Annotated in this window: 8 protein-coding genes, 2 tRNA genes and 3 rRNA genes; 5 read left to right on the forward strand and 8 right to left on the reverse strand. The window is 56.3% G+C overall.

Features of this window, described 5'->3' with window-relative positions; translation table 11 throughout:
• Together NL123_RS30065 and NL123_RS30070 are read right to left on the reverse strand one after the other, a co-directional pair.
• Window positions 1-852, reverse strand: coding sequence for an ABC transporter ATP-binding protein (locus NL123_RS30065; protein ID WP_248485598.1), 852 nt, complete (start codon window positions 850-852; stop codon window positions 1-3).
• Between the two features lie 26 nt (window positions 853-878).
• Window positions 879-1,772 carry a TauD/TfdA dioxygenase family protein gene (locus NL123_RS30070; protein WP_494356940.1) on the reverse strand — a complete coding sequence of 298 codons (894 nt, stop codon included), beginning with the start codon at window positions 1,770-1,772 and terminating at the stop codon, window positions 879-881.
• Between the two features lie 366 nt (window positions 1,773-2,138).
• Between NL123_RS30070 and NL123_RS30075 the strand changes: the two genes are divergently transcribed.
• From NL123_RS30075 to NL123_RS30095, 5 genes are all read left to right on the forward strand, one after another.
• Window positions 2,139-2,849, forward strand: a complete 711-nt coding sequence (locus NL123_RS30075) for a GntR family transcriptional regulator (protein WP_494356941.1) — start codon at window positions 2,139-2,141, stop codon at window positions 2,847-2,849.
• Window positions 2,850-3,166: 317 nt separating this feature from the next.
• A complete protein-coding gene (locus NL123_RS30080; RefSeq protein WP_248485595.1) occupies window positions 3,167-3,925 on the forward strand; it encodes a DUF3050 domain-containing protein in 759 nt (252 codons plus the stop codon).
• Entirely contained in the window at window positions 3,922-4,869 is a 948-nt protein-coding gene (locus tag NL123_RS30085) for a diiron oxygenase (protein WP_494356942.1), read from the forward strand. The genes NL123_RS30080 and NL123_RS30085 overlap by 4 nt, the downstream gene beginning before the upstream one ends.
• Window positions 4,866-8,243, forward strand: a complete 3,378-nt coding sequence (locus NL123_RS30090; protein ID WP_248485593.1) for an amino acid adenylation domain-containing protein — start codon at window positions 4,866-4,868, stop codon at window positions 8,241-8,243. The genes NL123_RS30085 and NL123_RS30090 overlap by 4 nt, the downstream gene beginning before the upstream one ends.
• A gap of 18 nt (window positions 8,244-8,261) precedes the next feature.
• A complete protein-coding gene (locus NL123_RS30095; RefSeq protein WP_494356943.1) occupies window positions 8,262-8,720 on the forward strand; it encodes an SRPBCC family protein in 459 nt (152 codons plus the stop codon).
• 44 nt (window positions 8,721-8,764) lie between these two features.
• Here NL123_RS30095 and NL123_RS30100 read toward each other — a convergent pair whose 3' ends face one another.
• The 6 genes from NL123_RS30100 to NL123_RS30125 form a co-directional block, all read right to left on the reverse strand.
• Window positions 8,765-10,645, reverse strand: coding sequence for a methyl-accepting chemotaxis protein (locus tag NL123_RS30100; protein ID WP_071489588.1), 1,881 nt, complete (start codon window positions 10,643-10,645; stop codon window positions 8,765-8,767).
• A 283-nt stretch (window positions 10,646-10,928) separates the two neighbouring features.
• Window positions 10,929-11,044, reverse strand: a 5S ribosomal RNA gene (gene rrf, locus NL123_RS30105).
• A gap of 109 nt (window positions 11,045-11,153) precedes the next feature.
• Window positions 11,154-11,269: ribosomal RNA gene (rrf, locus tag NL123_RS30110) — 5S ribosomal RNA — on the reverse strand.
• Between the two features lie 155 nt (window positions 11,270-11,424).
• Window positions 11,425-14,316 (reverse strand): 23S ribosomal RNA (locus NL123_RS30115).
• A 249-nt stretch (window positions 14,317-14,565) separates the two neighbouring features.
• Window positions 14,566-14,641: transfer RNA gene (locus tag NL123_RS30120), tRNA-Ala, on the reverse strand.
• Between the two features lie 30 nt (window positions 14,642-14,671).
• Window positions 14,672-14,748, reverse strand: a tRNA-Ile gene (locus tag NL123_RS30125).
• Window positions 14,749-14,767 lie beyond the last annotated feature (19 nt).

A 14,767-nucleotide genomic window follows, 5' to 3' on the forward strand; every position in this document is an offset into this window, starting at 1 on the left:
TCAGTAAGCGATGCGGATATCGGCGAAACCCAACTCACGTCCAACCTGGGGCGCTTCATCGAACAGCAAACGATGAATGCGCCGCGCCGATGCCTGGAACGCCACGCCCCCGAGGCTGTGCAGGTCGTATTGATGGCTGTGGACCTCCGCACGTACACGCCCGGGATGAGGCGACAGCAACAGGATGCGATTGCCCACTACCAGCGCTTCTTCAATGGAGTGCGTGACGAACAACAGGGTGAAGCGCACCTCTTCCCAGAGCAGCAGCAACTCTTCCTGCATCTTGCGTCGAGTCAGGGCGTCGAGGGCGGCGAAGGGCTCGTCCATCAACAGGATTTTCGGCTGCATGGCCAGGGCACGGGCGATGGCGACGCGGGCTTTCATGCCGCCGGAAAGGGTGTGTGGATAGGCATCGGCAAAGGCGCTGAGGCCGACTTTGTCGAGGTAGTGCAGCGCGCGTTCTTCGGCTTCGCCGCGCTTCAAGGTTTTCGAGGCCAGCAGCGGGAACATCACGTTCTGCTTGACGGTTTTCCACGGCGGCAACTGGTCGAATTCCTGGAACACCACGATGCGATCCGGGCCGGGTTGCTCGACCTTTTGCCCCAACAGGCGGATCTCGCCTTCGCAGGGTTTGATAAACCCGGCGATAGACTTGAGCAAGGTGGATTTGCCACAGCCCGAAGGGCCGAGCAGCACGTAGCGGTCAGCCGGGTCGATCTCGAAACTCACTTGGTGGGTGGCCCGCACCACCCGCTCGGGCGTGCGGTATTCCAGGCTGACGTTATCCACCGCCAGCAGCGGCTGCGCCGTGTTCAGAGTGCTGGCCGCGTGGCCTTGCAGGGGCATGTTCATTTCATCTCACTTGGCGCAAATGGGGATCAGAAAGGCGCATCGCCCTGGATGGTGGTGCGAAACAGCTTACGGCGCAGGTGGCTCGGGCAGCCGGCAGCCAGGTGGATCAGCGAGCGGTTGTCCCAGAACACCAGGTCGTGGGGCTGCCATTGGTGACGGTAGATGTTGTGTGGCAACACGCTGTGGGCGTAGAGCTGGGCCAGCAGGTCGCGGCTCTCGTCTTCCGGCAGGCCGACGATGCGGGTGGTGAACCCTTCACTGACGAAGAGTGCCTTGCGGCCGTTTTCCGGGTGGGTGCGCACAATGGGGTGCACGACTTCCGCGACTTGGGCAAGCTGCTCAGGGGTCAGCGTGGGGCGCCAGTTGCCTTCGAATTTGGTTTCGCTGTAACGCGCGGTGTAGGAATGCGCGGCACTGCGGCCCTCGACAGCTTTACGCAGGTGCTCGGGCAACTGGTCCCAGGCTTTGTGCATGTCGGCGAACAGGGTATCGCCGCCTTCAGACGGCAGTTCTTGGGCGTGCAACATTGAGCCCAGGCTGGGCAGCTCTTTGTAAGACAGATCCGAATGCCAGAATTTGCCTGCGTCTCCCAGGCCGATGGATTGGCCGTTTTCAATGATGTTGGAGACGATCAGGATTTCCGGGTGGTTGGCCAGCAGGAACTGTTTGAGCACGTGGATCTGCAGCACACCAAAACGGCGACTGAAGGCGATCTGCTGTTCGGGGGTGATCCGCTGGTCACGGAACACCACAACGTGATGGTCCAGGTGCGCACGGTGAATGCGCGCAAAATCCTGCTCGCTGACCGGGCGCGACAAGTCCAGGCCAATGATCTGGGCACCGACGCTGCCGGAAAAAGGCAGAATCTCGAAGGTTTGGGCGGTGGCGGTCGCTGTTGGAACAGTAGAGGTGGCGGACATGAGGTCACTCCCGGTCAGTCAGGAGAGCGACTTTATAGATATAAGAACCTCAGTTTAAATACTGATAATGAATATCTATATACGGGAAAGTGCCATGAGAACTCATACCTCCTGGCACTTGGGGAATAAACTGCAACGGTAAAGTGTTGAGTCCATAGCTGCTGCTGTTGCCATTGGTAACTGCTGAAGCAGGCTCAATGAACCTGGTTGCGTAAGACGCCATAAATACCGGCTGTGGGCGCTGGGAGCATGATGTTGAGCCGCTTACAAGCCGAAACCGTGCTCGTTTGACAAGCTTATGGGCAGTCTCTAGTGTGCATTGGATCCAATTAGCCACCCAATTAGAAAAAGGAGGATAGCGTAACCGTGACGCAGAAGCCGAACCCTTTGAACAGCATCAAGATAAGCGGTCCTATTCCCGCGCATCTTGCTCGTTCCGTGATTGAAGAAACCTTGCGCAACGCCATCCTGGATGGTCGATTGCCCTGCGGTACCGCTATGCGCCAACAGGAACTGGCCAGCCTGTTCGGAGTCAGCCGCATGCCGGTGCGGGAAGCCTTGCGCCAGTTGGAAGCCCAATCACTGCTGCATGTGGTAACGCACAAAGGCGCCGTGGTTGCACCCTTGATCGAGGATAACTCGGCCGAAACCTATGAACTGCGAATGCTGCTGGAGTCTGAAGCGCTGCGCTTGTCGATTCCTTTACTCACCGAGGCCGATATTGCCGAGGCGGACGCAATCATCTGTGCTCTTGAGCAGGAAAAAGACTACGCCGAAATGGGCCGCCTCAATCGACTGTTTCACATGGCCTTATATGGCAGGGCCCCGAACCAGCGGCTACTCAAATTGGTGGAGCACGGGTTGAACGAAGAGGAGCGTTTCCTGCGTTACAACCTTGAGGCCATGGGGCTGGGCGAGACGTCCCAGGAAGACCACCGCGAACTGCTGAACCTGGTGGCCAAGAAGAAAACCCAGGAAAGCATCCTGACACTGCGCAATCACTTGATGCGGGGCATGGAAGTGATCACGGCGTACCTCAGTGGCCTGGACGCCCAAGGCAACAAAGATACGCAATAAGGCACACGGCTCTCCTGCCCCGACCTTTCCGGTGGCGGGGCGTCCTGACTCACGGTTAGCGCGTCGCCCCAAGGAAACTTCCCACTTACAACAAAGAATCCAACTTACATCAATATTATTTAGAATAAACTTCTAACATATTTGTATGTTCGCCAACTTGTTTAACCCGCTTATTATATTTTATTAACAGCCCCGACATCCTTCACATTCAGCGATCCCGCACGCCAGCAGCCTTTTAACAACAGCTGAGCCCTTGCCAACCACAAAAAATTCATCGCTGCTTACACAGCAGACGCAACAACTCATAGGCATCAACCATGCATCAACCGTTACTTGAAACAGCAAAACTGCAGTTATGCAGTCATTCGTTATTTTCAGAAACAACTTCCGTACGAAAGTTACAACTTTTCATGGAAAGCCATGTATTTGCAGTCTGGGACTTCATGACCCTCGCCAAACGCCTGCAACAGGATTTGACCTGTACGCGCCTGCCTTGGCTGCCACCGCCAGACCCGCAGGCCGCACGTCTGATCAACGAGATCGTATTAGGCGAGGAGTCAGACGAACATCCCGCGAAAGGTTATTGCAGCCACTTCGAACTGTACTTGGAGGCGATGGCAGAAGTGGGTGCCAACACCGCGTCTATTAACCACTTTATTACACTGCAACGCCAAGGCCTGGAAGCACACGCTGCCTTACAGGAAGTCGAGGTTCTTCCTGGCGTGGTTCGCTTCGTCAGCGACACCTTGAACCTCGCGCTGAATGCACCGACCCACTGTGTGGCTGCAACCTTCCTGCACGGACGCGAGCACGTCATCCCGGCAATGTTCCAGCGCATCCTGCAATCCAATGAACTCATCCATCGCCAGGCGCCTACCTTGCGCGCTTACCTCAAGCGTCACATCGAGATGGACACCCAGGACCATGGGCCGGCCGCCGAGCAGCTGCTCGAACGCCTCGTCAGCGCTGACCCGGCGCACGCGCAACAGGCCCACGACGCAGCCCTTGCCGCCATGGAAGGCCGTATCGCGCTCTGGGATGAGGTTCAGGCCTCGTTGCAAGAGGTGCGTCCATGAACACCGGCGACTACGCATCCATTGCCGACGACTGGGAGCGCCGTGCAACCATCCGTACACGTCCTCGCCGCTTACTGGAAAACGATGACAAGCTGATTTACCCACTGTGCCGCCAGCCCTTGGTACTCAGCGCGACCTTTCTCGAACACTGCCCGCAGTGGCGCGATTTCGTGCTGGTGCAGAGCTTCTACAAGTTCATCAACGACGTGGTGATATTCGAGACCGAGATCGTCGACAAGACTGCGCGCAGCATTGCCAAGAACCGCTTCTCGATCCCCTTCCCGCTGGCCTGCCGCGTTGATGCGATGACCGTCGTCGTGGACGAGGACTACCACGCGCTGGTCGCACTGGATTTCCTGCAGCAAACCGTGGCCATGACCGGCATACAGCCGTTGGAGCTGCCCAGGCAAATCGAATTGAGCCGCGCACTGCCGACAGCACAAGCCCAGGCGCCAGCCCATCTGCACGATGCAGTAGAACTGATTGCGGTGGCCATCGCCGAAAACACGGTGACCCATGATGTAGCGGCATTCTCCAAGGACAGCAGTGTCAAAGCCTCCATCCGTGGCTTGATGGCCGACCACCTGTTTGATGAAGGCCGCCACGCGCAATTCTGGACGCGACTTGTACACCTGTATTGGCAAGCCGCGAACGCGGACGATCGCGACAGTATTGCCAAGGTACTGCCGGCGTTCCTGGCTCAGTATCTGACGAACGATCTGCAAAAAGACTTTGACCTTCACTTGATCGAACACCTCGATATCGACGCCAGCCTGCGCAACGCGTTGCGCAATGAAATCGCCGCGCTCACCTTCCCGATCACTCGCCGGCACCCGCTGTTGAGCAATATCCTTGGCTTCCTGCAACACAGCGGTTTGCTGCAGACGCCGAGTGTGGTGCACGCGTTGAAAGACTATTTGCCGATGCCCGGGGAAGCGACATGAAGCGCCTGACAATCGGATTTTCCGGTGCCAGCAGCGCCTTGGACGCCATCAGACGGGAGCTGGAACAGCATGGGCATGTCTCGAGCGATGAAGGCGTCGACCTGTGGATAGATGACGGATGTCAGCCGCTGCGGGACCCGGCAGACCCAATCTCTGCGTTGAGCCTGCGCCTGGGCGTTGGCCCGGTATCCGACTGCGGACTACCCCCGCTGCAGCTGCGCGCCTATGGGGCCAACCGGCGCTTGTCGGGAGCCCTGGACATCGCCGAAGAGCCCACGGGCAACGGGCAACGGTTACGCCAGCAAGTGAGCCACGCATTGGTGGAATGGGTCGCGCTGCACGTCAGTCGTTTCTCGCGGGACCCTGGGTATTTCTCCGAGAGTGCCGTTGCCAATGACTGGCCAGAGCACGGGTTGGACGCGCTTGATGCGCTGGCATTTGTCCATCGATTCAACCGTACCGAAGATCCCGCGGTAATGCGCGAAGCCCAAGTGCCCGTGATCGAAAGGGTGCAGGCGAGCCTCCATAGGTTTGCGGATCGACCGGCGCTGAGGATCGCCGGTAGCGTAGTGACTTACCGCGAGCTGCACGTCCAGGCCCTCACGATCCAGCAACAGTTACCCCCCTTGCTGGGCAATACGCAGCCCCCGCCCGTGGTTGGCGTGTGCCTGGAAAAATCCATCGAGTTGTACGCCAGTATCCTTGCGGTGCTGGGCTGTGGGGCGGTGTATCTGCCGCTGGGCCCGGACCACCCGCCACAACGCCATCAAGTCATGCTCGAGACCGCCGGGGCGCGTGTGTTGCTGGACGCCGGCCAACATCCTTTGCGAGCGCACTTCACTGCGCTGGATGTCACCCGTCCTGACCTTCGGCATGTCGACCTCACGCTTGCGTTGATGCCAGCTCGCCCCCACCCTGATGCGCCCTGCATGACGCTCTTTACGTCGGGCTCCACAGGCCAACCCAGGGGCGTGCTGCTCAGCCAGGCAAACCTGGCGCATTTCACGGCCTGGTTCAGCTCCTTTATGAACCTGGATGACCAGAGCCGAGTCCTGCAGTTTTCGTCGTTGAGCTTCGATTCATCGCTGATCGATATTTTCCCTGCCCTGATAGCGGGTGCCGAATTGATCGTCCCCAGTGCCGAGCAACGGCGAGCCCCTGAACAACTGCTGGGTTTGCTCCACCAGCAGCACGTCACCCATGCCTTTTTGCCGCCTGCGCTGCTGAGCATTCTGCCGCTTGATCAACCATTGGGCCTGACGCACCTGCTGACCGGCGGCGATGTGTGCGAACCCCATGTCATCGAACGCCTGGCCGGGCAGTGCCGGTTTCACAACCTCTACGGCCCTACGGAGACCACGGTGCTGATCACCCAGCGGACACTGCACCCCGGTGACTGCAACCGCAACCTCGGCTACCCCATCGCCAACAGCCAGGTGCTGATCCTCGATGACGCTCTGCAACCGGTGGATGAAGAGGTAATGGGCGAGGTGTACATTGTCGGCCCCGGAGTCAGCCTGGGGTATGTGGGCACGTCGCAGCCGCGTGCCAGTCCTTTCGTGGAACTGGCAATACCAGGAGCTCCGCCACTGCGGGCCTACCGCAGTGGCGACCTGGCACGGTGGACCGCCGACGGGATCGTGCTGGGTGGGCGGCGCGATGACCAAGTGAAAATTCGCGGTTTTCGGGTCGAGCCGCAGGAGATTGAGCAGTGTCTGCGCGATAGTCGGCTGTATCGCCAGGTGGCGGTAGTAATCGACCGGGACAGCAGGATCCGCGGCTACGTCGCCCAGCCTGAACCACACGCGAGCGTGGCCGCCCTGAAGCACCATGCACGGCAATGGCTGCCAGACTACATGCAGCCGGGCTTCTGGGAGGTCTTGCCCTACCTGCCGTGCTCCGTCAATGGAAAAGTCGACCGGCAGGCATTGCTGGCACTACCGGTCCGGTCTGCGTTGCAAGCTGTCGGCAGTACCGCAAAAACTCCGCTTCACCTTCGGTTGTCCCGCTTGTGGAGCGAGTTGCTGGCGGTGCCCGCAGGTAATCTATCTATTGACCAGAGCTTCTTTGATCTCGGCGGGCATTCGATTTTGCTATCGACCTTGCTGCTGCGCGTACGCGAGCAGTTCGGCCGTAGCTTTGTGTTGAGTCACTTTATTGAAGTGCCGACGATTCGTACGCTCGCAACGCTGGTGGAGAACGGTGAACGACCCGATGCAGGATCTGGCCGCGCGGCCCGTGATGCTCAATCGGAGTGGGTGCTCGACACGTTGCCTGAGGACCGTGCAGGTGATCCGCACAAAGTGATCGTGACCGGAGCCAACAGCTTTGTGGGTGTCCATATCGTCGAAGCGTTACTGGCCGCTGGTGCAACCGAGGTGGCGTGCCTGGTACGGGAGGAGCCGGGGCGGTCGCCAATGTCACGACTCATCCAGGCGCTACATGAATACCGCCTGGAGCATGTGGACCTGAGCCGAGTGAAGGTATATACGGCCGATATCAGCCAACCTCGATTGGGCCTGGCTGACGTTGTGTATGAGTCTCTCGCCAGAGACTTCGGCGTGCTGGTCCACAACGCGGCGCGGGTCAATCACGTGATGGACTATGCATCACTGACGCGGGACAACGTTGACCCCATACGCGAATGCCTGCGCTTGTGTGAAACCCACCGCAAGAAAGTCTTCAACTTTATCTCGACACTGTCAGCCTCGAGCAGTGTCGACTCGCAGGGCTATGTCCTCGAATCACCCGCCTCTACCACGCTGCCGCTGTACATCAAGAATGGCTACAACCTATCCAAATGGGTTGCGGAGCGGCAATTGGGGCATGCGGTGGCGCGTGGTGCCTGGGTGAATATCCATCGTCCCGGCAATATCAGCTTCAACAGCCAGAACGGTGCGTGCCAGCCGCAAAAAAATCGCCTGATGCTGATGCTCAAGGGGTCACTGCAACTGGGCCTGCTGCCCCGTTTGGCGCTGAACTTCGACCTGATGCCGGTGGACTTTCTGGCGCGCTTCGTTGCATTCCACAGCACCCGCTTTCACGCCAGCCGAAGTGTGTTCAACCTGCATAACCCACAACCGTTGAGCTGGGCGCACTACCTGGATGCGTTCAGTCGGGCGGGCCATCGCTTCAAGCGAGTGGGCATCGCGCAATGGCAGCAGGCGCTGCGAACGGTAAGCCAGGACAACGCACTGTTTGGCGTGCTCGGTTTTTACCTCGACCGCCTCGACGAAGACATCGGGGACACTTCAATGATTCGTTACGACAACGCGCGACTAGGTGTCCAGCAGATGGGTGAACACTACCCCGCAAAGGACACGGCACTGTTGAGCAAAGGCTGCAATTACCTCAAGGCCATCGGCTTTCTTTGAACACCCCAGGACAACCTCATGAAACTGCTGCAACCCGATACGTTAATCCGCAACCCGAGTGGTCTACCGATAGTGGCTTCTGTTGTGGTCAACTGTTCCGCCTCTCGCCTGTGGGACATGGTGGGGCGATTTGCCGGCTTCGATATGTTCATTCCGGACTTGAGCCATATCGAAATGATGGGCTCAGGCGTGGGCGCCTTGCGGACAAAATTCTTCCGCGATGGCAATTGTGTAGTGGAGCAACTCAATAGCCGGAATGAACAGGCTATGCACATGACCTGGACCACGATCTACAACACCCTGGGTGTGGCCAGACTATGGGCGGCGATCCAAGTGGAAGCACTTGAAGCGGAGCGCTCCAAGGTGATGTGGACAATTATTGCAGAGCCCACAGAGACGGCGAACACAGGGTTCGAACAGTTTGTGCAAGACTTCGCCAACAGCGCCCTGGACAATGTCCGCCGAATACTCAGCTAAGCGGCAGGAGCGACGCGATGCGCCCCTGCCAATGAATCAGCGGGTCAGATCTTGAAGCTATCGACCAACTGCTTCAAACGATTGGCCTGCTGCGACAGGGCATCGCAATCCTTCAGGGTTTCATTGAGATTGGCCACGCCCTGCTGGTTCAGCAAGTTGATCTGGTTGATGTCCACATTGAGGGTTTCCACCACGGCCGTCTGCTCTTCAGTGGCTGCGGCGACGGACTGGTTCATGCCGTCGATCTCAACGATTCGCTGGGTCACGCTGACCAGGCGCTCACCGGCCTGGTTCGCGACCTCTACGCTTTCCTCGCTGGAGGCCTGGCTGGCATTCATGGTAGTCACCGCTTCACGCGAGCCCACTTGCAGCGAAGTGATCATTTTGTGGATCTCCTCGGCTGACTCCTGGGTGCGGTGAGCGAGGTTACGTACCTCGTCGGCGACCACCGCAAAGCCTCGCCCGGCCTCACCGGCTCGGGCCGCCTCGATGGCAGCGTTAAGCGCCAGCAAGTTGGTTTGCTGGGAGATGCCTTTGATCACATCAAGGATGTGACCGATGTTGTCGGTGCTGGCGTTCAGGGTTTCAATCTGGGTGCAGGACAAGCTGATCTTCTGCGACAACTCCGACATGGCAAGGATGGTCTGCTCGACCACTTTGCGGCCATCGTCGGCCTGCTCGCTGGCACCACTGGCGTGTTGTGACGCATCGGCGGCGTTGCGCGCGATTTCCTGGGTGGCGGCACCCAGTTCATTGATCGCTGCGGCGACGCTGTTAGTGCGCGCGCTTTGCTCGTCGGAACCGACGATAGACGCATTGGACGAAGCCATCACACGCTGGGACAAGTCATGCACCTGGCGCGTAGCCGAGGACACTTCCGAAATCGACGCATGGATGCGCTCTACGAACTGATTGAACGCACTGCCGACTTCGCCAAATTCGTCCTTGCTGGTGACCGCCAGACGACGGGTCAGGTCACCCTCGCCCTGGGCGATATCCTGCATCGCCACGCCCATAGTGGTCAGGGGTCGCAGCAAGACTTGAATCAGCAAGCTCAGGAGCACGGCAATCGCAACCACGGCGATCAACATGGCAATCAACGCAGATGTCCGGAATTTGCCCAGCGGTGCGTAGGCTTTGTCTTTATCAATCGACAGGCCGATATACCAATCCGCGCCTGGCAAGCCGCTGATAGGGGTGAATGACAAGATTCGGTCCTGGCCATTGAGAACGACGTCCTGACTGACCTTCTCAATGCGCACTTGAGTGCCGGGGTAGATGTCCTTGAGGTTTTTCATCACCTGGTCCTGATCGGGACTGACGATGACTTGCCCGTCGCCACTGACCAGGAACGCATGGCCAATGCCGCCAAAATCCACCGAGTTAATGATCTTCACCAAGGTCTGCAGGCTCAGGTCACCGCCGACCACACCGAGCAACTCGCCGTTCTTTTTCACCGGCATGGCGATGGTCACGATCTGCCCACCCACCGCTGCCATATAGGGTGGGGTAAGCATGGGTTTATCTGCTGCTACTGCCTGTTTGTACCAGGGACGCTGACGGGGGTCGTAGCCATCGGGCATTTTTGCGTCAGGACGTTGGGTAAACACACCATTGGTTTGGCCAACATAGGTGAACTGGAAGTTATCAGTGAACGCTGGCTGATCGACCAGGCCAGGAAGGTCGGCACCACTGCCTTGGTGAGCAACGTTTTGCGTAAGGCTCTCGAGTACCAATATTCGGCCACTAAGCCAGTTCTGCACACTGCTGGCAGTGAGTTCACCGGATTGCTGGATGGACGACTCCAGGTTCTGCTTGATCGTGCTGCGCTGCAGGTAGTCGTTGTAGAGGGTGAATAACGCGAAGGCCAGAACCACGACGCCTGACGCGGCCAACAGAATTTTATGACTGAACTTGAGATTCATTTCATCGACTTCTTTTGCCAAAGGGGGGTGAGCGTGCCGGGTGAAAAATTCCATGTAACGGTATAGGCAGCTTCTGGGGCCGCTCTATTTCGGTGCACGCATGGCTCGTCAGGCTTTCGGCCAAGCCGCGGCAAAGCTTAGAAAATTGTGGGATGTTTCTGATTTTTAAGCAGGAAACTGACCAGCGGTAGGCATGTGTGAGGAAACGACAAATTGTGGTGACTTATGGCCCCAAACGACAAAACCCCTGTCTGCGTTAGCAGACAGGGGTTTCGGAATTAAATCTTGACGATGACCTACTCTCACATGGGGAAACCCCACACTACCATCGGCGATGCATCGTTTCACTGCTGAGTTCGGGATGGGATCAGGTGGTTCCAATGCTCTATGGTCGTCAAGAAATTCTGTGTACCGGACCGTTGGGTTAGCAACGTGCCGATGAAATTCATGGACTTCTACATAAACAAAACCCCTGACTGCATAAGCAATCAGGGGTTCTGGAATTTAATCTTGACGATGACCTACTCTCACATGGGGAAACCCCACACTACCATCGGCGATGCATCGTTTCACTACTGAGTTCGGGATGGGATCAGGTGGTTCCAATGCTCTATGGTCGTCAAGAAATTCGGGTACTGAGTCGTGGCCTTGGCCTCGCTTCAGCAAATTGGGTATGTGACAGCTTTCGGTGTTTTGTGAACATCGAACTTTCGGTTCATTTCGTCTTCACACACCGCAATCTGATGCTCGTTAGAGTAGTCAAATTGCTTGGGTGTTATATGGTCAAGCCTCACGGGCAATTAGTATTGGTTAGCTCAACGCCTCACAGCGCTTACACACCCAACCTATCAACGTCGTAGTCTTCGACGGCCCTTCAGGGAACTCAAGGTTCCAGTGAGATCTCATCTTGAGGCTAGTTTCCCGCTTAGATGCTTTCAGCGGTTATCTATTCCGAACATAGCTACCCGGCAATGCCACTGGCGTGACAACCGGAACACCAGAGGTTCGTCCACTCCGGTCCTCTCGTACTAGGAGCAGCCCCTCTCAAATCTCAAACGTCCACGGCAGATAGGGACCGAACTGTCTCACGACGTTCTAAACCCAGCTCGCGTACCACTTTAAATGGCGAACAGCCATACCCTTGGGACCGGCTTCAGCCCCAGGATGTGATGAGCCGACATCGAGGTGCCAAACACCGCCGTCGATATGAACTCTTGGGCGGTATCAGCCTGTTATCCCCGGAGTACCTTTTATCCGTTGAGCGATGGCCCTTCCATACAGAACCACCGGATCACTAAGACCTACTTTCGTACCTGCTCGACGTGTCTGTCTCGCAGTCAAGCGCGCTTTTGCCTTTATACTCTACGACCGATTTCCGACCGGTCTGAGCGCACCTTCGTACTCCTCCGTTACTCTTTAGGAGGAGACCGCCCCAGTCAAACTACCCACCATACACTGTCCTCGATCCGGATAACGGACCTGAGTTAGAACCTCAAAGTTGCCAGGGTGGTATTTCAAGGATGGCTCCACGCGAACTGGCGTCCACGCTTCAAAGCCTCCCACCTATCCTACACAAGCAAATTCAAAGTCCAGTGCAAAGCTATAGTAAAGGTTCACGGGGTCTTTCCGTCTAGCCGCGGATACACTGCATCTTCACAGCGATTTCAATTTCACTGAGTCTCGGGTGGAGACAGCGCCGCCATCGTTACGCCATTCGTGCAGGTCGGAACTTACCCGACAAGGAATTTCGCTACCTTAGGACCGTTATAGTTACGGCCGCCGTTTACCGGGGCTTCGATCAAGAGCTTCGCGTTAGCTAACCCCATCAATTAACCTTCCGGCACCGGGCAGGCGTCACACCCTATACGTCCACTTTCGTGTTTGCAGAGTGCTGTGTTTTTAATAAACAGTCGCAGCGGCCTGGTATCTTCGACCGGCATGAGCTTACGGAGCAAGTCCTTCACCCTCACCGGCGCACCTTCTCCCGAAGTTACGGTGCCATTTTGCCTAGTTCCTTCACCCGAGTTCTCTCAAGCGCCTTGGTATTCTCTACCCAACCACCTGTGTCGGTTTGGGGTACGGTTCCTGGTTACCTGAAGCTTAGAAGCTTTTCTTGGAAGCATGGCATCAACCACTTCGTTACCTAAAAGGTAACTCGTCATCAGCTCTCGGCCTTAAGATCCCGGATTTACCTAAGATCTCAGCCTACCACCTTAAACTTGGACAACCAACGCCAAGCTGGCCTAGCCTTCTCCGTCCCTCCATCGCAATAACCAGAAGTACAGGAATATTAACCTGTTTTCCATCGACTACGCTTTTCAGCCTCGCCTTAGGGACCGACTAACCCTGCGTCGATTAACGTTGCGCAGGAAACCTTGGTCTTTCGGCGTGGGTGTTTTTCACACCCATTGTCGTTACTCATGTCAGCATTCGCACTTCTGATACCTCCAGCAAGCTTCTCAACTCACCTTCACAGGCTTACAGAACGCTCCTCTACCGCATCACTTACGTGATACCCGTAGCTTCGGTGTATGGTTTGAGCCCCGTTACATCTTCCGCGCAGGCCGACTCGACTAGTGAGCTATTACGCTTTCTTTAAAGGGTGGCTGCTTCTAAGCCAACCTCCTAGCTGTCTAAGCCTTCCCACATCGTTTCCCACTTAACCATAACTTTGGGACCTTAGCTGACGGTCTGGGTTGTTTCCCTTTTCACGACGGACGTTAGCACCCGCCGTGTGTCTCCCATGCTCGGCACTTGTAGGTATTCGGAGTTTGCATCGGTTTGGTAAGTCGGGATGACCCCCTAGCCGAAACAGTGCTCTACCCCCTACAGTGATACATGAGGCGCTACCTAAATAGCTTTCGAGGAGAACCAGCTATCTCCGAGCTTGATTAGCCTTTCACTCCGATCCACAGGTCATCCGCTAACTTTTCAACGGTAGTCGGTTCGGTCCTCCAGTTAGTGTTACCCAACCTTCAACCTGCCCATGGATAGATCGCCCGGTTTCGGGTCTATTCCCAGCGACTAGACGCCCTATTAAGACTCGCTTTCGCTACGCCTCCCCTATTCGGTTAAGCTCGCCACTGAAAATAAGTCGCTGACCCATTATACAAAAGGTACGCAGTCACAGAACAAAGTCTGCTCCCACTGCTTGTACGCATACGGTTTCAGGATCTATTTCACTCCCCTCTCCGGGGTTCTTTTCGCCTTTCCCTCACGGTACTAGTTCACTATCGGTCAGTCAGTAGTATTTAGCCTTGGAGGATGGTCCCCCCATATTCAGACAAAGTTTCTCGTGCTCCGTCCTACTCGATTTCATGACTAAGAGATTTTCGCGTACAGGGCTATCACCCACTATGGCCGCACTTTCCAGAGCGTTCCGCTAATCTCAAAGCCACTTAAGGGCTAGTCCCCGTTCGCTCGCCACTACTAAGGGAATCTCGGTTGATTTCTTTTCCTCAGGGTACTTAGATGTTTCAGTTCCCCTGGTTCGCCTCTTGCACCTATGTATTCAGTACAAGATAACCATCTTATGATGGCTGGGTTCCCCCATTCAGACATCTCCGGATCAAAGTCTGTTTGCCGACTCCCCGAAGCTTTTCGCAGGCTACCACGTCTTTCATCGCCTCTGACTGCCAAGGCATCCACCGTATGCGCTTCTTCACTTGACCATATAACCCCAAGCAATCTGGTTATACTGTGAAGACGACATTCGCCGAAAATTCGAATTTCTCAACTAAGAGAACTCACAAATTTTACCTTAGCCTGATCCGTTACCAGTGAAAGTAACGTTCAGTCTATCTTTCTATCACATACCCAAATTTTTAAAGAACGATCTAATCAAAGACTAGAAATCAACATTCACCATCACCTTGATGGAATGCTCATTTCTAAGCTTTCAAAACTTTCAGAAGCAGTAGTGGTGGAGCCAAACGGGATCGAACCGTTGACCTCCTGCGTGCAAGGCAGGCGCTCTCCCAGCTGAGCTATGGCCCCGTATTTCTACAGGCGTTTCCCACACAAAATTGGTGGGTCTGGGCAGATTCGAACTGCCGACCTCACCCTTATCAGGGGTGCGCTCTAACCAACTGAGCTACAGACCCAATTTCGGGCTGCTTCTTA

The sequence above is a fragment of the Pseudomonas sp. FBCC-B1565 genome, from assembly GCF_059133265.1.